21 protein-coding genes and 2 pseudogenes are annotated in these 17841 nt (G+C 63.6%); 5 read left to right on the forward strand and 18 right to left on the reverse strand.

Translation table 11 applies throughout. The features are described 5' to 3' along the window. Nucleotides 1–19 precede the first annotated feature (19 nt). Complete coding sequence (locus tag L610_RS01400; protein WP_246658887.1) at nt 20–730, forward strand: FAD-dependent oxidoreductase; 711 nt, start codon at nt 20–22, stop codon at nt 728–730. A 120-nt stretch (nt 731–850) separates the two neighbouring features. Here L610_RS01400 and L610_RS01405 read toward each other — a convergent pair whose 3' ends face one another. The 7 genes and pseudogenes from L610_RS01405 to L610_RS01435 form a co-directional block, all read right to left on the reverse strand. Beyond that, on the reverse strand, nt 851–1912 hold the full coding sequence (locus L610_RS01405; protein ID WP_024847260.1) for a Gfo/Idh/MocA family protein: 1062 nt from the start codon (nt 1910–1912) through the stop codon (nt 851–853). A 166-nt stretch (nt 1913–2078) separates the two neighbouring features. Continuing rightward, nucleotides 2079–2201: pseudogene (locus L610_RS01410) on the reverse strand (DUF2312 domain-containing protein); the annotation flags it as partial. Nucleotides 2202–2436: 235 nt separating this feature from the next. Next, nucleotides 2437–2694: a helix-turn-helix transcriptional regulator gene (locus L610_RS20800; protein WP_144701822.1), complete on the reverse strand. Its 258-nt coding sequence runs from the start codon at nt 2692–2694 to the stop codon at nt 2437–2439. A gap of 461 nt (nt 2695–3155) precedes the next feature. After that, complete coding sequence (locus L610_RS01420; protein ID WP_144701826.1) at nt 3156–3416, reverse strand: DUF2312 domain-containing protein; 261 nt, start codon at nt 3414–3416, stop codon at nt 3156–3158. A 97-nt stretch (nt 3417–3513) separates the two neighbouring features. After that, a pseudogene (locus L610_RS01425) lies at nt 3514–3663 on the reverse strand (GapR family DNA-binding domain-containing protein); the annotation flags it as partial. 100 nt (nt 3664–3763) lie between these two features. Further along, nucleotides 3764–4072, reverse strand: a complete 309-nt coding sequence (locus L610_RS01430) for a DUF1244 domain-containing protein (RefSeq protein WP_024847258.1) — start codon at nt 4070–4072, stop codon at nt 3764–3766. After that, nucleotides 4069–4884, reverse strand: coding sequence for an N-formylglutamate amidohydrolase (locus L610_RS01435; protein WP_144701829.1), 816 nt, complete (start codon nt 4882–4884; stop codon nt 4069–4071). The genes L610_RS01430 and L610_RS01435 overlap by 4 nt, the downstream gene beginning before the upstream one ends. A gap of 259 nt (nt 4885–5143) precedes the next feature. Between L610_RS01435 and L610_RS01440 the strand changes: the two genes are divergently transcribed. Both L610_RS01440 and pyk read left to right on the forward strand, forming a co-directional pair. After that, entirely contained in the window at nt 5144–5596 is a 453-nt protein-coding gene (locus tag L610_RS01440; RefSeq protein WP_371712930.1) for a DUF1036 domain-containing protein, read from the forward strand. Beyond that, the gene (pyk, locus tag L610_RS01445) at nt 5593–7008 is read left to right on the forward strand and encodes a pyruvate kinase (RefSeq protein WP_034329450.1); all 1416 of its coding nucleotides are present in this window, start codon (nt 5593–5595) and stop codon (nt 7006–7008) included. Before L610_RS01440 ends, pyk begins: the two co-directional genes overlap by 4 nt. A 49-nt stretch (nt 7009–7057) precedes the next feature. Here pyk and L610_RS01450 read toward each other — a convergent pair whose 3' ends face one another. The 6 genes from L610_RS01450 to L610_RS01475 all read right to left on the reverse strand — a co-directional run bounded on the left by L610_RS01450 (nt 7058) and on the right by L610_RS01475 (nt 10515). Next, nucleotides 7058–7651, reverse strand: coding sequence for a tetratricopeptide repeat protein (locus L610_RS01450; protein WP_144701832.1), 594 nt, complete (start codon nt 7649–7651; stop codon nt 7058–7060). Between the two features lie 64 nt (nt 7652–7715). After that, nucleotides 7716–7841, reverse strand: a complete 126-nt coding sequence (ykgO, locus tag L610_RS01455; protein ID WP_024847254.1) for a type B 50S ribosomal protein L36 — start codon at nt 7839–7841, stop codon at nt 7716–7718. A gap of 128 nt (nt 7842–7969) precedes the next feature. Then, nucleotides 7970–8599, reverse strand: coding sequence for a LysE family translocator (locus tag L610_RS01460; protein ID WP_144701835.1), 630 nt, complete (start codon nt 8597–8599; stop codon nt 7970–7972). 70 nt (nt 8600–8669) lie between these two features. Continuing rightward, on the reverse strand, nt 8670–9749 hold the full coding sequence (locus L610_RS01465) for a 5-(carboxyamino)imidazole ribonucleotide synthase (protein WP_144701838.1): 1080 nt from the start codon (nt 9747–9749) through the stop codon (nt 8670–8672). Next, nucleotides 9746–10243: a 5-(carboxyamino)imidazole ribonucleotide mutase gene (purE, locus tag L610_RS01470; RefSeq protein ID WP_144701841.1), complete on the reverse strand. Its 498-nt coding sequence runs from the start codon at nt 10241–10243 to the stop codon at nt 9746–9748. The genes L610_RS01465 and purE overlap by 4 nt, the downstream gene beginning before the upstream one ends. Before the next feature lie 68 nt (nt 10244–10311). Further along, nucleotides 10312–10515 (reverse strand): YdcH family protein, encoded by a 204-nt coding sequence (locus tag L610_RS01475; RefSeq protein ID WP_024847250.1) that lies wholly within the window; start codon nt 10513–10515, stop codon nt 10312–10314. A 231-nt stretch (nt 10516–10746) separates the two neighbouring features. Here L610_RS01475 and L610_RS01480 point away from each other — a divergent pair, with 231 nt between their 5' ends. Beyond that, entirely contained in the window at nt 10747–10923 is a 177-nt protein-coding gene (locus tag L610_RS01480; RefSeq protein WP_084465777.1) for a YdcH family protein, read from the forward strand. Nucleotides 10924–10992: 69 nt separating this feature from the next. Here L610_RS01480 and L610_RS01485 read toward each other — a convergent pair whose 3' ends face one another. Then, on the reverse strand, nt 10993–11256 hold the full coding sequence (locus L610_RS01485; protein WP_144701844.1) for a helix-turn-helix transcriptional regulator: 264 nt from the start codon (nt 11254–11256) through the stop codon (nt 10993–10995). A 32-nt stretch (nt 11257–11288) separates the two neighbouring features. Then, on the reverse strand, nt 11289–12614 hold the full coding sequence (locus L610_RS01490; protein WP_144701847.1) for an MFS transporter: 1326 nt from the start codon (nt 12612–12614) through the stop codon (nt 11289–11291). A gap of 191 nt (nt 12615–12805) precedes the next feature. Here L610_RS01490 and L610_RS01495 point away from each other — a divergent pair, with 191 nt between their 5' ends. Next, a complete protein-coding gene (locus L610_RS01495) occupies nt 12806–13690 on the forward strand; it encodes a LysR substrate-binding domain-containing protein (protein WP_024847247.1) in 885 nt (294 codons plus the stop codon). Here the strand turns inward: L610_RS01495 and L610_RS01500 are convergent. The 3 genes from L610_RS01500 to phnY are packed head-to-tail and all read right to left on the reverse strand — an operon-like array spanning nt 13677 to nt 17639. Then, on the reverse strand, nt 13677–15026 hold the full coding sequence (locus L610_RS01500) for an aspartate aminotransferase family protein (RefSeq protein ID WP_144701850.1): 1350 nt from the start codon (nt 15024–15026) through the stop codon (nt 13677–13679). The two genes, L610_RS01495 and L610_RS01500, sit on opposite strands and share 14 nt — an antisense overlap. Nucleotides 15027–15070: 44 nt before the next feature. Then, nucleotides 15071–16180 carry a TIGR03364 family FAD-dependent oxidoreductase gene (locus L610_RS01505; protein WP_144701854.1) on the reverse strand — a complete coding sequence of 370 codons (1110 nt, stop codon included), beginning with the start codon at nt 16178–16180 and terminating at the stop codon, nt 15071–15073. Between the two features lie 4 nt (nt 16181–16184). After that, nucleotides 16185–17639 (reverse strand): phosphonoacetaldehyde dehydrogenase, encoded by a 1455-nt coding sequence (gene phnY, locus L610_RS01510; RefSeq protein ID WP_144701857.1) that lies wholly within the window; start codon nt 17637–17639, stop codon nt 16185–16187. Nucleotides 17640–17841 lie beyond the last annotated feature (202 nt).

The raw sequence follows: 17841 nt of genomic DNA on the forward strand, positions 1-17841 counted from the left end.
CCCGCGGCCTNACCACTCGATGAACACCGGCTTCATGCTGGGCGGCGTCGACATGGAGACCTGGCTGAAATTCCGCGGCGAGCAGGAGGAGGCATTCGCCGAGTTCAACCGCATGGGTCGCGAGGCGCTCGGCTTCTTCCAGACGCCGTACGTCTCCTGGCGCAACGACATCGCCCTGTTCCTCGGGCCGCGCCAGTCGGGGCTGTCGGCGCTCAACGTCGACGACATCACCGAGGTCGAGATCCGCTCGCACCGCTTCATGCAGTCGCACTGCGAGTTCTTCCGCAAGAACGCGCCTGGCTTCCAGAACGCCTACATGCTGCTCAGCGCGCCGCAGCTCGGCGTGCGCCACACCCGCCGGCTTGCCGGTGCCGGCCGCATCGAGCGTGGCCAGTGGAGTTCGGGCGTCGCGCTTCCCGACGAGGTCGGCGTCAGCCCGTCCGTCTCGCCAAAGTTCCCGGTGATCTCGGTGCCCTATGGCGCACTCGTACCCGCCCGCCTCGACGGCCTGCTTGCTGCCGGCCGGCACGTTTCCTGCGACGCCAACAGCCATGGCTTCATGCGCGAGATTCCGCAGTGCTGGCTGACGGGACATGCGGCGGGCGTCGCGGCAGGCATTGCGGCCAATCGCGGCGTTCAGCCCCGCAACGTCGACATCACGGAACTCCAGGCCACCTTGCGCAAGCAGGGCGCCTTCGTCCGCGAAGCAGGTACCGTCGCAGCAGCCTGATCGCACGCGGGGTCAAAGCAGGAGGAGCGCCGGTCACCCGACGCTCCTCCCGATCCATACTCGCCTAGCGCGAACGCGAACGTCCCGTTCCTGATCGCTCTTCTCGCTCATTTGCTTGCCTCAGCTGTCAGCCTCCGGCGTCAGCATCTCCGCCACCGTGACCGCTGCCCCTCCCTCTGCCGCCTTTGCCACCGCGGCAACGGTTGCTAGTGTGCGCAGTCCGTCCATGCCATCGACGACAGGCTTGGTACCGCTGCGGATGACAGAGACCAGATCATCGACTTGCGCGAGGTAGCAATCGTGCTGCAGGCCGCCGAGATGGGTCCGCTGTAGCGGGTGGCGCCAGTCCCCATCGTTCTCGTGAGTCCACACATGCAGGGTCGGCACCGCGAGCGTGCCACGCTCGCCGCCAATCACGTAGCAGTCGCCCGGCTGGTGCGCGAGGTAGAGCGCCTGTTTGGCCGCCATGTCCCAGACGTAAGGGGACGGCACCGCGTCGCTGAGCAGAAAGCTGCCGAGCGCTCCGCTCTCGAACTTGAGGATCACGGCGGCCGTGTCCTCGACGGCAAAGCCGCGCGCGGAATTGTTGGAGACCGCCTGCACGCTTTCGATATCACCGCAGAGATAACGCAGCACGTCGATGTCGTGGATGAGGTTGATCAGCAACGGCCCGCCGCCGGGCTCGCGGCGCCACGCAGTATCGAAATAATCGAGCGGCTTCTTGGTGAGCCACAGACCGTTGACGGCAAGGATGCGACCCAGCCGGCCGCTCTCGATGATCTGCCGCGCCTGGCGGATGTCGGAAGCGTGGCGCCGATGATGCCCCACCATCATGGGAACGCCGGTTGCCTCCGCCGCCTCGACCAGCTTCAGCCCCTCGGCGATCGTGGCAGTGACCGGCTTTTCCATGAAGAGCGGGATCTTCCGCTTCACTACCTCGAGCCCGGCCTCGAGGTGGAGATGGTTCGGCAGGGCGACGACGACGCCGTCGGGCTTCGTCGCGTCCATCATCTCGCGGTAATCGGCAAAGTGCGGCACATCGAATGCCGCGACTGCCGCGGCCGCATCGGGAGCGGGATCCGCAACGCCCACGAGTTCCGTATCCGGATGCCGGCGAATGAGCCGCGCATGCTCGCGCCCCATCAGCCCAAATCCTGCGATGGCGATCCGTAGCCGTGCCATATAACTCCTCCCGATAGTCCTGGCTCGCGGCTGATCCTAGCTGGAAGTCCAAGACAGGCAACAGAAGTCAGGAGAAGGCCATCGCGCAGTCCACAAATCCGCAACCAACGAAAAAGGAGCGCCGGTTTCCCGCGCGCTCCTTTTGCAGTGGTAATATCGGATAAGATTAGATCATGCCCAGTGCCGAGAGGTAGAGATCGAGCATTGCCTCTTCTTCCTCACGCTCGGCTTGGTCCTTCTTGCGCAGTCGGCTGATGGTGCGCATCGCCTTGGTGTCGAAGCCGTTTCCCCCCCACGCTAAAGTGTAGCCTTATTGACGGTGTGCCTGAGCGGAAGCTGTCGGGGCGGCGCGCCCTCAACAGCGCTGTAGCCGCCCCGACAGCGAGTCGGATTGTTTAAAGAATGATTTGTCGGTTTGCTTGGAAACAATTTTGGTTGACGAAGCCTTCGTGCAACTGCCCCACGTTGAAGCTGGGGTCGACAGCCTGGGCCAGGAGCAGATGGTGCAGTTGATACCACTTCCCTCACCCATCTCCCCGCGGCGGCCTCTTCCACCGCAACCCCGGCCCAAAAGAGTCGCTTCCGAGGGTGAATTCGATTCCCAAGCGTTCATAGGTTTTTTTTAGATGAACGCTCTGTTCGATCTTCACGTTTTCCTGAGTGCTTTCTAGTCGCGCAACCACCCTCCGCTCAAGTCCAGCCTCTTTAGCCAACTCCTGTTGGGTCAGGTTGAGCATGGCGCGGGCGGCCCTAAACAAGTCGGGGGTAAGTACGTTGATCATTTCCGAGGAGGGAAACCAGCGCCGAAAATTTGTCAACGAATTCCGCAACTTATGTATTTTTTATCCGTTGTGTTGGACAAATTTTCCCGTAAAGCTTACATTTTGGACAGAACCACGTATTCTCTGGGCGTTTTCGCGTAGACGCAGCCAGAGCGTTCGACGCAACCCTCGTTGAGCAATGCCTTCTACGGGACGTCTTTGTGGCTCAGGAAAAAAGTTATGTATGATAAGCATCGTCAGCCACTCTCATACTCGCGTCTCGTGTCTCACTTCGAAGACAGACTGCGTCACGCGTGTCGCAGCGAAGTGTCCATCAGCGCAATAGAATATGGAGTGTTGTGCCATCGGGCTCCAGCTGACGAAAAAGTCCTCTGTTTCTAAAGGGGCGCAGAGGTAGTGCTTGGGGACCTAGTACGTGGCGCGTACTTGTCCCCCAGCATGTTGAAGATTCAGGCCTGAATTTAGATCATCCCGAGTGCCGACATGTAGAGTTCGAGGACTGCCTCAGCTTCCTGCCGTTCCGAGGGATCCTGTTTGCGAAGTCTGACGATCTGGCGGATGGCGGACACGTCGAAGCCGTTCCCCTTGGCTTCCGCGTAGACGTCCTTGATGTCGTCAGCGATGGTCTTTTTTTCCTCTTCAAGGCGCTCGATACGTTCAACAAACGCACGTAGCTGCCCCGCCGCGACGGTCTGGGAGGATTGGGTAATTTCGTCCGACATTAAATTTCCTTTCGCGACTGCTGTCGTCTTGGGGCTCGGTTTGTAGCGCACCTAAGTGACTGTTTTCACTGATAGACTACAGATTTTAGGGGGGGACGAATCCCGTGCCTTTAGCCTCGGCATAGACGTCCTTGATGTCGTCGGAGATCGTCTTCTTCTCTTCCTCGAGGCGTTCGATGCGCTCGATGAAGGCACGCAGCTGGCCTGCGGCAACGGTCTGGCTGCTTCCGGTGATTTCGTCTGACATCGTAACTCCAGCAGTGATGTTCGTTCAGGGGGGACATGGGCGCAACAGAGTCGCGCCGCTTAGAGGGATGCGGTTTCGTTGCCCCACGCGGCGCGAAGAATCAATGGTCTTTTGGCCGGCTCTTCTCGAACGCCGCCTGCTTGTCCGGCGAAGCCTCGGTCTGGTAGCGCGCGCGCCACTCGTCGTAGGGCATGCCGTAGATGATTTCCCGCGACGTCTCCTTGTCGAGCGCGATGCCGGAGGCCTCGGCTGCCTCGCGGTACCAGTTGGAGAGGCAGTTGCGGCAGAAGCCCGCAAGGTTCATCAGGTCGATGTTCTGCACGTCGGTGCGCTCGCGAAGATGCGCCACCAGCCGGCGGAATGCTGCCGCCTCAAGATCCCGCTTCTGCTCTTCAGTCAGCTCGGTCATCGGTTCATCTCCCTCGTCAGCGGCCCGGTGSGCGAGCCGTACTGGCGTACCTCATGGATATCGGCCATGGCGTTGATCGATTCAAGCATAGGGGCAAGCCGCTCTGCCCATTCGAGCTGGCCGTTCTCGTCGGCAATCAGGTCCTGGCGGATCTCCAGCAGCGCGTGCGCATAGCCGTTGACGATGCAGTGGCGGTACATGGTGTCGCCGCGCAGCGCCCCGTCATAGGGCTCATTGTCACCGACAATGAGCCCCGGCCAAGCCGATAGCAGCTCGATCAGCGGCTGCACCGCGCGCGGATCGGAATCCCAAAGCACGCCCGCGTGCCACGGCCGCGCCCGGCCCTGCATGAACGGCGTGAAGGAGTGGACGGAGAAGACGAAGGGCGCAGCTCCCGTTGCCTCGGCCACCGAGGCGATCACTGAGCCCACCGCCTGTTGATAGGGCCGGTAGTAGTTTTCGATCCGCCGCTGGCGCTCTTCCTCGTTCAGCGGGTAGTTCGCCGGGATGATGGTGCCGTCATAGAGCTGGCGGATCAGCGTCGGGTCGTCCTCCCCACGGTTCGGATCGATCAGCAGGCGAGAGAAACGCGCCATCACCGCGGGAACGCCCAAAAGCTTCGCCAGCGCGCGTGTAACGCCCTCGACGCCGATGTCATAGGCGATGTGCCGGTCGAACTCGCTGGCCGGCAGGCCGAGATCACCGTACTGTTCGGGAAGCTCTCGCCCGGCGTGGTCGGCCACGAGAACCAGCCCCCTGGTCCTGTCCCCGTCGATCAGCTCAAAGGGGGCGAAAAGTGAGTCGCGCGTCATGAGAAATCAGTCGTTCCATAGGCGAATGGCGCAACTGTGTTCCACGAAGCAGGCCAGCATGCAATGGCGCACGGAGGAGGTCTGTTGAGGTCAGGCAGTATCAGGCCACAAATGCGTCAGATCCGGTAAGTCTAATCGTTTCGATTAGCCGCGCCCACGCGTTGACATGTCGCGGCAGTTCTTCGAAAAGAGGCTCAGCATGGCGATTCCTTTGGCGGACAAGATGAGGACGGCTTTGGCAACCGCAGCAAGCTCGCGGCTGGCGGCTTGCACTCTTGGCTTGACGGTCGCTGCAGGAGCACTCCTCGCCGCGCCCAACGCCGCTTTCGCCGATTTTCGCGTTTGCAACGCGACGCAGAGTCTCGTCGGCGTCGCGATCGGCTACCGCGCAAGCACCGGCTGGGTGACGGAAGGCTGGTGGCACATCGAGGCTTCGAGCTGCAAGACGCTGATCGAGGGTCCGCTCTCGTCGCGCTATTACTACCTCTACGCAGAGGATGCGGATCGCGGCGGTCGCTGGGACGGCCCGGTCAACATGTGCGTCGCCGAACGCGAGTTCAAGATTGCCGGCGCGGGTGACTGCTTTGCCCGCGGCTTCCAACGCGCCGGTTTCCAGGAATATGACACCCGGGAGCAGTCCAGCTGGATGGTCCAGCTGACGGATGGTCCCGTCAACGACGGGCCCGCCGTCACCGGAGCAGGTACTCAATGAGACGTAGCCGTAAGGTCAAGATACTCGCCACACTCGGCCCGGCTTCCTCTGAAGAACACATGATCAAGCGGCTCTTTGAAGCCGGCGCCGACGTGTTCCGGATCAACATGAGCCATGCCGACCACGACCTGATGCGCACGCTGGTCGGACGCATCCGCAACGTGGAGCGGGAGGTTGGCCGGCCGATCGGCATCCTTGCGGACCTGCAGGGCCCGAAGCTGCGTGTCGGCAAGTTTGCCAATGGCGCGGAAACGCTCACCGTGGGCCAGACTTTCACGCTGGATGACGACCCGAAGCCGGGCGATTCCACCCGCGTCTACCTGCCCCATCCGGAAATCCTGAAGGCCGTGCAGCCGGGCCATCATCTGCTGATCGATGACGGGCGCCTGCGCCTGCGCGCGGTGGAGGCCGATGGCAAGAAGATCGTCTGCACCGTCGTTTCCGGCACCAAGATATCGGACCGCAAGGGCGTCAGCCTGCCGGATACCGACCTTCCGGTCGGCGCACTGACGGCAAAGGACCGCAAGGACCTCGATGCGGCGCTCGATGCCGGCGTCGACTGGATCGCGCTGTCCTTCATCCAGCGCCCCGAGGACCTCGCCGAGGCCCGCAAGATCGCCCGCGGTCGCGCGCTGCTGCTCTCGAAGATCGAGAAGCCGCAGGCTGTTACCCGCTTGGCTGAAATCATCGAGCTTTCCGACGCGCTGATGGTCGCCCGTGGCGATCTCGGCGTGGAAATGCCGCTCGAGGCTGTCCCCGGCATCCAGAAGCAGATCACCCGCGCGGCCCGCAAGGCCGGCAAGCCGGTTGTGGTCGCCACCCAGATGCTGGAATCGATGATCTCCGCACCGGTGCCGACCCGCGCCGAGGTGTCGGACGTCTCGATCGCCGTGTTCGAGGGCGCCGACGCCATCATGCTGTCGGCCGAATCTGCTGCTGGCGATTATCCGGTCGAAGCCGTGGCGACGATGAACGCCATTGCCGAGCAGGTGGAGCGCGATCCGCTCTATCCCGGCATCATCAACGCGCAGCGTTCCGAGCCGGAGCCGACGGGCGCCGATGCGATTTCGCTTGCCGCCCGCGAGATCGGCGAGACGCTGAAGCTCTCGGCCATCGTCTCCTATACCGCCTCGGGCGCGACGGGCCTGCGCGCCGCGCGTGAGCGCCCGCAGCTGCCGATCATCGCCCTTTCGCCCGTCACCGAGACCACCCGCCGGCTGTCGCTGGTGTGGGGCATCCACTGCGTGGTGACGGAAGATGCGTACAACCTCGACGACATGGTCGACCGCGCGTGCCGCATCGCCAAGGAAGAAGGCTTCGCCAAGGCCGGCGACCGCATCATCATCATGGCAGGCGTGCCGCTCCGCACGCCGGGCGCCACCAACATGCTGCGCATCGCCATCGTCAACTGACACTCGTCAACTGACACCGGCGCAACTCTTCCTGCAAACGGTCTGAAAGTCAGATCCCCTGCCCGGCAAGCTCGTCCGCGAGCTTGCCGAGTTCGGTTTGCGCCTCGCGCATCATCGGATAGATCTCAAGCAGCCGCTGGTAGGCGCGCATAGCTGCCTCCTTGCGGTCGTCCTCGCGAAGAATCGTTGCCATGCCGGAAAGCGCCCCGAAATGGCGCGGCTCAAGCTCGAGCACGCGGCCGATGTCGGCCATCGCCTTCGGGTAGTCGCCATTCATGAAGTGGACGGTCGCGCGCCGGTTCCAGCCCTCAGCATAGTTGGGCGCCAGCAATATCACCTGGTCGAGCAGGTCGAGCGCGACGTCGTTCTGCTCGCTGTCCATCGCTTCCTGCGCCCAGAGCATCAGGAGATCGATGCTGGCGCTGCCAGACTGCGACCACTGCTGGAGAATGCGGGTGGAGACCCTGCGGGCGGCGCCCTCGTCACGGGCGCGCTTCAGCTCGGCGAACAGCGCGTCCAGACGTGCCTTCGGCTGCTCAGCCGTCAGGCTTGCCGCATGACGGCCAGTCTGCTGGGCCAGCGCACCGCCAGCCGGCAGCGCGCCCAGCACCAGGCCAAGGGCCAAAATAAAAACGTTCCGCATGCGCAGGAATCTACCTGTAGCGTGCGGAACGTCAATCGAATATCGCGTGAGGTGCGTTAGGGGATTAGCCCTGACGAGCCTTGTAGCGCGGGTCGGTCTTGTTGATGATGTAAACGCGGCCCTTGCGGCGAACCAAACGATTGTCGCGGTGACGGCCCTTGAGCGCCTTGAGCGAGTTCTTGATCTTCATCGGTCTAGCCCGTGTTCTGATGTGCCCATACGGGCCAAATTGAAAGCGTGCCGCAAGGCACGCCGCGAAATCGGGTTGCTCATAGCTGGCAGGTGCTTGCCTGTCAACCGGTTCCAAGCGTTACGGCACTAGGCCGATGCCTTTCTGAAGCCCGCCGCCAGCATGGCCGCGCCGATCAGCAACGAGCCGCCGGTCCGGTTGACGATACGCTGCACGCTGGGCTTGCGAATTGCGCCCCGCGCCATCGAGGCAAGCAGTGCGTAGGCCGCCGCGTTGAGGGTCGCAAGGATCACGAATGTGGTCTCGAACACGACCATCTGGGTCAGCGCAGGTGCGGCCGGATCGAGAAACTGGGGCAGGAAAGCGACAAAGAAGATGATGCTCTTCGGGTTGAGCGCGGTGACGACATAAGCGTGCAGGAAGATGCGCCGCGCGTTGGTCTCCTTCTCGGCCTGCGGGATTGCTCCGTCGCCCACGGGCGCGCGCCAGAGCTTGATGCCGAGATAGACGAGATAGGCGGCGCCGATCCACTTCAGCACCGTGAACAGCGTCGCCGATGTGGCAAGCAGCGCGCCGACGCCGAGCATCGAGGCGGTCATGGCGGTGAAATCACCGAGTGCGACGCCGGCAACGGTCGCGGAAGCCACGCGCCGGCCATGGCTCAGGGCATAGGAGACAACGAGAAGGATGGTCGGGCCCGGTATGGCCAGCATGATCGCCGACGCCACCGCAAATGCAGCCCAGGTTTCAAACGACATCTGCACCTCCTGGGAGAAACAGGAGCTGCAGCAAGCCACGAATGGTGGGGCCGTGCAAGGACCGCGCCTGTCAGCCCCGGTTGATGCGGGTGAAGTGGCCCATCTTGCGGCCCGGTCGCGCCTCGGCCTTGCCGTAGAGGTGCAGCACCAGGTCAGGTTCCGCGAGCAGCTGCGGCGTGCGCAGGATATCGTCGCCGATCAGGTTCTCCATCACGCAGTCGCTGTGGCGACGCGGATCGCCGAGCGGCAAGCCCGCGACGGCACGGATATGCTGCTCGAACTGCGAGATCGCGCAGGCCGCCTCCGTCCAGTGGCCGGAATTGTGCACGCGCGGCGCGATTTCGTTGGCGAGCACCGAGCCGTCAGGCAGCACGAACAGTTCGACGCCGATGACGCCGACATAGTCGAGCCCTGCGAGGATCTTCCTCGCCACCTCGCGCGCAGCCTCGGCGGTTGCATCGCTGATCGACGCGGGAACGGTCGAGGTGTGCAGGATGCCGTTGCGATGGACGTTCTCGGCCGGATCGTAGGCCTCTACGTGTCCATCCTTGCTCCGGGCGGCGATGACCGAAATCTCGCGCTCGAACGGCACCAGCGATTCGAGGATCAGTGGCACCGATCCCATCGCCACATAGGCGTCCTTCGCGTCCTCGGCGGTCGCGTTGCGGAATAGGCGCTGACCCTTGCCGTCATAACCGAGGCGGCGGGTCTTGAGGATGCCGTTGCCGCCAAAGGCTTCAAGCCCAGCAATAAGATCCTCGTCGCTGTCGACCTTGACGAACTTTGCCGTCGCAATGTCCATCGCATTGAGCGTGGTCTTTTCGGTTACACGGTCCTGCGCGGCCTCAAGCGCGGCAGGCGGCGGGAACACTGGCACCTTCGCGTTCAGCGCGATTGCGGCTTCGACCGGGACGTTCTCAAATTCGTAGGTGACGACGGCGCAGTCCTTCGCGAGAGCCACCAGCGCGTCAGCGTCGTCATAAGGCGCGACGAGGTGCTCGTTAGCGGTCTGCGCGGCGGGGCAGTCGTCCTGCGGCTCGAGAATGATCGTGCGATAGCCGAGGCGCGCCGCGGCGATCGAGAGCATCCGGCCAAGCTGGCCGCCGCCGACGATGCCGATCGTCGAGCCGAGGGGAAGAGGAGAGGTCATGCTTCGTCCGTCGGAAATTCTGCGACCTTGTCGGTCTGGGCAGCACGCCAGGCATCGAGCCGTTCGGCCACCGCCGCGTCGTGAAGGGCAAGAACGGCAGCCGCGAGCAGCGCCGCGTTGATGGCGCCGGCCTTGCCGATCGCCACCGTGCCGACCGGGATGCCGCCCGGCATCTGCACGATCGACAGCAGCGAATCCTGACCCGAAAGCGCCTTGGATTCGACCGGCACGCCGAACACCGGCAGCGGAGTCATGGCAGCGGTCATGCCGGGCAGATGGGCAGCACCGCCGGCGCCGGCGATGATGACTTTGAAGCCCTTTGCCTTGGCGGTGGTGGCGAAATCATACAGCCGCTGCGGCGTGCGGTGCGCCGAAACTATGCGGCTTTCATGCGAGATCCCGAGGGCGGTGAGCGTTTCCGACGCGTGACGCATCGTCGCCCAGTCGGACTGGCTCCCCATGATGATTGCGACGTCTGCGGGGCTGCTGGCCATGGTCGGTACTCCATTCGGGACCGCCGCCGATTAACGCAATCGGGCCCCTGCCGCAAGCTGCGGGCGCGTCAGGCTATGATGTCCGGGATGATGCGATCTTCGAGTTCCTGCAGCCGGTCCTTCAGGGCCAGCTTCTTCTTCTTCATACGCTGGATCTGCAGCGCATCACAGCCAACGGCCATCATCGCATTGATCGCAGCGTCGAAGTCGGAATGTTCCTGTTTGAGCTTGGCGAACTCGAGACGAAGAGAGGCCTGTTCCTGATCCGACATACCAATCCGAGTGCTGCTTAGACTGCGACGCCCATAAAGGGAGGAAGATTCGACGCATCCTTGCATCGACCATGGCTAAACATAGCACAAGTCAGGACGCGGCGAAATGACACCAAGAGGCATTCGACAGGACACATTTTAGGTGGCAGACTGTCTTTGTGCCGTCATGAAACACAACGGCCACTGATGGCCCTGATGGCACGTACGAGGAACCAGAAGGGAGAGCCTAATATGTCTCTTGCATCCCACCTTGCTGAGCTGGAACGAAAGCACGGCGACCTCGAACGTCAAATCGATGAGGCGCTGAATCAGCCCTCGTTCGATACCATCGAGCTTACCAAGCTCAAGCGCCGCAAGCTGGCACTCAAGGACGAGATCAGGAAACTCCAGGCTCCGACGCAGCACTGAGGCGCTGGGCAGAATTCCGAAAATCGATTTGTGCTCTGCCGACGGCGCCCGCGCCGTCGGTTTCGTTTTTTACTCCTGCCAGAACTGGTCCAGCCAAAGATTGAGCTTCACGAAGCCGGGTTCACTGATCTCGTAGACGCGTCTGGTGCCTTGCGAGCGCACGGAAACGAGCCCGCTGTCGAGCAGTATCTTCAGGTGCTGCGACACGGCCGGGCGCGAGACGGGAAGCCCGCTCGCCAGTTGGTTGACGGTCTTCGGTCCCCGCCTGAGCTCCTCAAGCAGGTAACGCCTGTTCGTGTCGGCGATCGCCGTGAACGCGTCGGGCTGGCCCATGGCCGGAAATCCTAGACTTCCCTTGCGGAAACTCAAGTCTCCGCGTCGGCCGGGTGGGTCTCCTCCGGTTCAGCTTCAGGTACCGCCTCAGGCCTGGGTTGCTCCTCCGCCGGCGCGGCCGCATCCGCATCGGCGCGCGGATCGAGTAGCGTCGACTGCGGCGTGCCGATCCGGTCGGACGGCAGCGTCAGGAACGCCTCGCGATCCTCGATCGGAACCGGCGCGCGCAGGCGGACACGCAGCAGCGAGTAGGCGCCGAGCGCAAGGTGCGGCGCAGCGGTTGCCAGGAACAGGCCTTCCGGGCGCATCTCGCCCATTAGCGCAGCGCCGAGCAGCGGGCCGATCATCGTCCCGAAGCCGTAGAGGAACAACAGGCCGCCGGACACCTTCACGAAATCCTCGGGCTTCGCGTGGTCGTTCGCATGCGCAACCGCGATCGAATAGAGCGTGTAGGCAAGCCCGCCATAAAGTCCCGTAATGATCAGGATGGGAGCCAACTCCCTCGGCATGAACAGGAACATCACGAGGCCGCACAGCGCAGCGCCAAACGAGGCCGCGGCCAGCACGTAGCGTCTGTCGGTGCGGTCGGAGGCACGCCCGACCGGAACCTGCGCCAGCGCGCCGAAGAGAACCACGAGGCTCATCATCAGCGCCACATTTCCGGAGGCAAGGCCTGCACGCGCACCGTAAACCGCGCCAAGCGTGCCCCACGCGCCGTTGGCGACGCCCACCAGCAGGCAGCCGACCGCCGCGACCGGCGAATTCTTATAGAGGCCCGGAACGTCGAGCTTGACGTCGGCGAGCGGCTGCGGGCTCGCGGCCGAGGACACGGCGGTCGGGATCACCGAGGCACAGAAAAAGATGCCGACGATGAGGAAGAGGTCCGCGGTTGCCACGTCAAACACCGCCACCAGCATCTGCCCACCCATGATCGAGGCGTAGGTGACCATCATGTAGAGGCCGAACACCCGTCCGCGGTTTTCGTTGGTCGCCTTCTCGTTGAGCCAGCTCTCGATCACCATGAAGGCGCCGGCCATGGCAAAGCCGGTTCCCGCGCGCAGCACGATCCACGCTGTTTCGTTGATCCAGATGCCGGTCATCAGCGCGATCATCGCCGCCGACGCCGCCAGCGCGCTGAAGGACCGGATATGCCCGACTTTTCGCACCAGCCGCGGAATGAAGTAGCAGCCCGCAACGAAACCGCCCGCCCACGCTGTGCCGAGCAGGCCGAGGGAGGCGGTCGAAAAGCCTTCGGCCTGGCCGCGCAACGGCAGGACAAGCCCGTGCAGGCCGGATGCGGCCAGCAGGAAGGCTGTGCCGCTCAGCAGGGAAAAGATGGCGCGGTAGGTCGTGAACATCGGCAGGCTCCGTGCGCCCATCTTCCTTGAGATTCGCACATCAGGGTGAATCGGCAGCGCCGTTTTGTCCACTGACCGCGACAATTAGATGACACGCGGATCAAACGCGTACTATCATCTTTTCTCGGCGTCCCTACCGGTTGCATTTGCTGAACTTATGCATAGGCTGACGTTCGGGAAGGGGCCATGTCATGCGTTACGTTCAGCTTCGCGCATTCCATTATGTTGCCATCTGCGGAGGGTTCTCCCGGGCGGCAGAGGCGATGTTCCTCACGCAGCCGGCGGTGTCCGACCAGGTGCGCAAGCTGGAGGAGGAATACGACGTCCTCCTGTTCAACCGGCACAAGAAGCAGGTGACGCTGACAGAGACCGGCCAGCGGCTGCTGGAGATCACCCGGCGAATGTTCGACATCGAGCAGCAGGCGCTGGAGCTTTTGTCGGAATCGAGGGCGCTGCGCTCAGGCACGCTGCGCATCGTGGCTGATGCCGCGCACCACATGCTGCATATCCTGGCCCGCTTTCGCGAGGTTTATCCCGGCATCTCGATCTCGTTGCAGTCCGGCAATACGGAGACCGTCATCTCCAGCCTCTACAGCTACGAAGCAGACATCGGCGTGCTGGGCGGCCTGCCATCCGGCCGCGACTTCGAGGTCGTGCGCCTGAACTCAACGCCGATCGTCGCCTTCGTGGCAACCAGCCACCACCTCGCCGACCGCACCTCGCTGACCTTCGAGGATCTTGCAAAAGAGCCGCTCGTCATGCGCGAACGCGGCTCGAAGACGCGGCAGAAGCTGGAGGAGCGCGCGGCCGAACTCGGAATCGAACTCAAGCCGGCTATCGAGGCGGAGGGCCGCGAGGCCGTCCGCGAGATCGTCGCGTCCGGCGGCGGCATCGGCTTCGTCTCCTCGGCCGAGTTCGGTCAGGAGGGACGGCTGGTGCGCATTCCGATCGAAGGACCGGAAATGCTGATGGACGAGGCGCTGATCTGCCTGCGCGAGCGCGCCGGCGGCAAGCTCGTCAGCGCCTTCCTCGAGATCGCTCGCGCAATGACGGAGGCCGAAGCTATCCGGCCATGATGGCGCGCTCGACGATGTCGAGCGCCCGGTCGAGATCCTCGCGCTCGATCGTCATCGGCGGCGACAGCGTCAGTACGCTGCCCGACGACACCTTGAACGACAGCCCTTCCTCGAGGCAGCGATAGAATACCCGCTCGGCGCGCTCGACCGCTGGCAGCCGTGCGTCGCGATCCTCGGTCAGCTCGACGCCGAACATCGCCCCGCGGCCGCGGACATTGGCGATGTAGGGGGTCTTGTCCATCAGGTTGCTGAGCCGCTCGATCGCATAATCGCCGAACTCGGCCGCACGCTCGGCAAGTCCTTCCTCGCGGATGACGTTGATGGTCGTCAACGCCGCGCGTGAGGTAACCGGATTCTTCTCGTGTGTGTAGTGGCCGATCGCGTAGTCGCCGGCGAGATCAAGGTCGCGCCGCGCCACTACCGCCGCGATCGGCAAGATTGCACCGCCAAGCGCCTTGCCGAGCACCAGGATGTCCGGAACGACGCCGTCATGCTCGTGGGCGAAGAACTTGCCTGTCTTGCCAAGGCCGGTCGGGATCTCGTCGAAGATGAGAAGCGTGCCGTGGCGGTCGCAGGCCTCGCGCACCTTCTTCCAGAAGCCGGGCGCGGGCGGCAGCGCCGAGGTCGCGCGCATAGGCTCCGCAATGAAGGCGGCAATGTCGCCCTCGCGGCCAAGAACGTAGTCGATCATATTGGCGCAGGCTTCCGCCGACGCCTCAAGCGACTTATGGCCATAGGGGCAGCGGAACGCATCCCAAGGCGCCACATGCTCGGCGCCGGGCAGCAGCGCACCCGCAATCTTGGAGGCACGGAAGGTCGATTCGCCGCCGACGCTCGATGCGCCGAAGCCGGCACCATGGAAGGCATCCCAGAACGACAAGGTCTTGTGGCGCCCAGTCGCGATCTTGGCGATGCGGAGTGCCACTTCAACGGCGTCCGAGCCGCCGGTCGTGAACAGCACCTTGCCGAGGTTGCCCGGCGCCAGCTCACCCAGCTTCTCGGCCAGCTCCACGGCCGGCTCGCAGGCGAAGCGACGCGGCGCGAAGCTCAGCTCGTCGAGCTGCGCCTTGATCGCCGCCACCACCTTCGGATGCGCATAGCCGATGTGGTGGACGCTGTTGCCATGGAAATCCATGTAGCGCTTGCCGGCGATGTCCTCGATCCAAATGCCTTCGGCCTTTGCGATCGTCGACATGCACGGGGATGACAGGCTCTGGTGCAGGAAGGCGTCGGCGTCGCGCTCGATCAGCCGTTTCGTTGCCGGATGCTGCTGCGCTGCATTCCAGCGGGCGCGTGCGTCGGAGCGGTTCGACTCCCCCTCAGTGTGAACCTTCATGCCATTCCCCTTTATTGTCATTGCTGGTGGGCGGGCCTGACGGCTCACCCGAATAGTTCTGAAACCGTCTCCTCGCCGATGGCAAAGCCGATGCTGGCCCCTACCCCGCTCGTTACCATCGCCAGGCGTACATCCGGGTGCGGCGCGTCGACAAAAAATGCATTGGGACCCGACGCATAGGTACCGACCCAGCGGGCGACGACCGGCAGCTGCAGCCCGCCGAACAGCCGCTCGAACTCGCCGATGATCAACCGGTCGACGGCCTCCGTTCCGAACGGATCCGGCGTGGGACCGTAGTGGTGCGAGTCGCCGATGACCAGCGAGCCGTCCGGCCCCTGCGCCACGATCAGGTGGATGCCGTTGGCAAGCTCCTCGGCCTGCTCGGCCTGAAGCCGCGCCTTCAGCGCGGCAGCCTCCGGACGTGCGGCATAGCCGTCATATCGGATCAGGCTGAGGTCGGAGAGGATTGCAGCCGACAGCCGGAAGCCGGGATCCGCCAGCCGCACCATCTGCAGCTTGCAGCGCTGCACGCCGCGCGCGGCGATCCGGTCCGCGAACAGCCCGGTCAGGTCGTCGCCTGAGCAGACGACAATCTTTTTCGCGGCGATTTCGCCATCAATCGTCCGCACGACGCCCGGTTCGACCGCTGAAACGGCTGTCGAGAAACGGAATTCTAGGCCCTGGCTGGCCAGATAGCTGACGATGCGCGGCACCGCATCGCGCGATTCGACCCTCAGTTCGTACGGGCTGTAAAGGCCGCCAGAGAGCCGAGGCGTATCGAGTTGCGGTTGTCGCTCGGCCACCGCCTGCGGCGTCAGCAGCGTGCATTCGGCACCGTCTTCGGTCGCCGCGTAGCTTTCCAGCACCGCCATCGCTTCCGGACGCTGCGCGGCGACGATCGCGCCGCGATGCATCACGTCAATGCCAGCTTTTCCGGCCACATCCATCCAGATCTCGCGGCTGACGAGCGCGCGGCTGCGGATGGTGCTGCTGTCCTGCCCCGTCACCGTGACGAGGCCGAAATTGCGGATGGAGGCACCGTTGGGCTGCGCGTCGCGATCGATAACGACGACGCGCAGACCCCGCTTAAGTCCCGCGAGCGCGTGGGCGAGGCCCACGATGCCCGCACCAACGATCGCGAGGTCGTATGTCACGCTGTCACCACGGCAGGGAGAATGTCTTGACGTTGGTGTAGGACTTCATCGCCTCGATGACGCCTTCCTTGTAGCCGTTGCCGCTATCCTTGATGCCGCCGAACGGGCTCATCTCGATGCGGTAGCCGGGGACTTCCCAGATGTTGACCGTACCGACCTTGAGGCCCGCAATGTACTTCTGCATGCGGCGGAAGTCGTTGGTGCAGACACCYGASGAGAGGCCAAAGGCGGTCGAGTTGGARAGCGCGATCAGCKCRTCRTCRTYGTCCGGCGCGCGGATGATCGGCACGATCGGGCCGAAGGTTTCCTCCATCACGAGCTCGGAGGAATGCGGCACGCGGTCGACGACGATCGGCGGCAGGAGCGCACCCTGGCGGCCGGGGTGRTAGAGGATCTCGGCACCGGCTTCSGCGGCCATRTAMACGCGCTGTTCGAAGAGCGCKGCGGCCYTTTCRTGSACSACGGTGCCSAGCTCGGTCGCCCGGTCCATCGGATCGCCGAACTTCAGCTTCTTCGCGCGCTCGAGCACCAGCGGCACGAAGCGATCGGCGACCTTTTCCTGAACAAGGATGCGCTTGACGGCCGTGCAGCGCTGGCCCGAGTTTTTCGTGGCACCGGCAACGGCAAGGTCGGCGGCCCTGGCAAGATCCTCGTCGGAGAGGTCGTTCAAAATGATCAGCGGGTCGTTGCCGCCGAGCTCCAGCACCTGGCGCTTGTAGCCGGCCTTCGAGGCGATCATCTTGCCGACCGGCACGCCGCCGGTGAACGTGATCAGGTCGATGTTCGGATTGGTGATCATCTCGTCACCAATGTCCTGCGGCCAGCCGGTGACGACCGACAGCATCTGCGGTGGCAGGCCGGCCTCATAAAGAATGTCGGCCAGCATCAGCGCCGTCATCGGCGTCAGTTCCGTCGGCTTGACCACCACGCAGTTGTTGGTCGCAATCGCCGGCGCCACCTTGTGCGAGACCATGTTGAGCGGGTGGTTGAACGGGGTGATCGCCGAGATCGCATTGAGCGGCTCGCGCAGGGTAAAAATCTTGCGCTGCTTGCCGTGGGGGGTGAGATCACAGGAGAAGATCTCGCCGTCGTCGATGAGGCAAAGCTGGCCCGAGAGCGTGAAGACGTCAAAGGCGCGGCCGACCTCGTAGAGCGAGTCCTGCTTGGAGATGCCGAGTTCCAGCGTGACGAGATCGGAAATCTCTTCCTTGCGCGCGTTCAAAAGCTCGGCGGTCTTCAGAAGGATCTTCTGGCGCTCGTAGCGGGTGAGCTTCGGCTGGTAGCTGGCAGCGATCTCGAAGGCGCGGCGGGCGTGGCTCGCATTGCCCGCCGGCACCGTGCCGACGACGGTGTCGTTCCACGGATAGCGGACCTCGAGCGTTGCTTCCGCATCCACCTTCTCGCCGGCAATGCGCATCGGCTCGTGGCGGACTTTGATCGTGCTGTCTGAATGGGTCATCTGTTCTCAATCCCGTCTCAGAAAGGCCGCGTAACGGCAGCGCCAACGCGTGAGCCTGATCGTCTGGTTTTTTCCCTGCACCTTACCCATCCCCAGAAGGGGAAGGGAAAGCAGGCAAGGTTCTTGCAAGGCCATCAGCCTTGCCTTGTTCTTCGTTCCCGGCGCTGGCACCGCCCTGCCTCAAGGCTTTCTTCTGTACCCC

The sequence above is a fragment of the Aminobacter sp. J44 genome (genome assembly GCF_007829415.1).
In the GTDB taxonomy this organism is placed as follows: domain Bacteria; phylum Pseudomonadota; class Alphaproteobacteria; order Rhizobiales; family Rhizobiaceae; genus Aerobium.

Excerpts from the sequence above, each read along its gene's own strand:
- L610_RS01400 (WP_246658887.1), top strand. The coding sequence starts at position 20 with ATGAACACCGGCTTCATGCTGGGCGGCGTCGACATGGAGACCTGGCTG.
- L610_RS01405 (WP_024847260.1), bottom strand. The coding sequence starts at position 1,912 with ATGGCACGGCTACGGATCGCCATCGCAGGATTTGGGCTGATGGGGCGC.
- L610_RS01450 (WP_144701832.1), bottom strand. The coding sequence starts at position 7,651 with ATGCGGAACGTTTTTATTTTGGCCCTTGGCCTGGTGCTGGGCGCGCTG.
- L610_RS01495 (WP_024847247.1), top strand. The coding sequence starts at position 12,806 with ATGCGTTACGTTCAGCTTCGCGCATTCCATTATGTTGCCATCTGCGGA.
- L610_RS01500 (WP_144701850.1), bottom strand. The coding sequence starts at position 15,026 with ATGAAGGTTCACACTGAGGGGGAGTCGAACCGCTCCGACGCACGCGCC.
- L610_RS01420 (WP_144701826.1), bottom strand. The coding sequence starts at position 3,416 with ATGTCGGACGAAATTACCCAATCCTCCCAGACCGTCGCGGCGGGGCAG.
- pyk (WP_034329450.1), top strand. The coding sequence starts at position 5,593 with ATGAGACGTAGCCGTAAGGTCAAGATACTCGCCACACTCGGCCCGGCT.
- purE (WP_144701841.1), bottom strand. The coding sequence starts at position 10,243 with ATGGCCAGCAGCCCCGCAGACGTCGCAATCATCATGGGGAGCCAGTCC.
- L610_RS01480 (WP_084465777.1), top strand. The coding sequence starts at position 10,747 with ATGTCTCTTGCATCCCACCTTGCTGAGCTGGAACGAAAGCACGGCGAC.
- L610_RS01430 (WP_024847258.1), bottom strand. The coding sequence starts at position 4,072 with ATGACCGAGCTGACTGAAGAGCAGAAGCGGGATCTTGAGGCGGCAGCA.
- L610_RS01465 (WP_144701838.1), bottom strand. The coding sequence starts at position 9,749 with ATGACCTCTCCTCTTCCCCTCGGCTCGACGATCGGCATCGTCGGCGGC.
- ykgO (WP_024847254.1), bottom strand. The coding sequence starts at position 7,841 with ATGAAGATCAAGAACTCGCTCAAGGCGCTCAAGGGCCGTCACCGCGAC.
- L610_RS20800 (WP_144701822.1), bottom strand. The coding sequence starts at position 2,694 with ATGATCAACGTACTTACCCCCGACTTGTTTAGGGCCGCCCGCGCCATG.
- L610_RS01475 (WP_024847250.1), bottom strand. The coding sequence starts at position 10,515 with ATGTCGGATCAGGAACAGGCCTCTCTTCGTCTCGAGTTCGCCAAGCTC.
- L610_RS01485 (WP_144701844.1), bottom strand. The coding sequence starts at position 11,256 with ATGGGCCAGCCCGACGCGTTCACGGCGATCGCCGACACGAACAGGCGT.
- L610_RS01490 (WP_144701847.1), bottom strand. The coding sequence starts at position 12,614 with ATGTTCACGACCTACCGCGCCATCTTTTCCCTGCTGAGCGGCACAGCC.
- L610_RS01460 (WP_144701835.1), bottom strand. The coding sequence starts at position 8,599 with ATGTCGTTTGAAACCTGGGCTGCATTTGCGGTGGCGTCGGCGATCATG.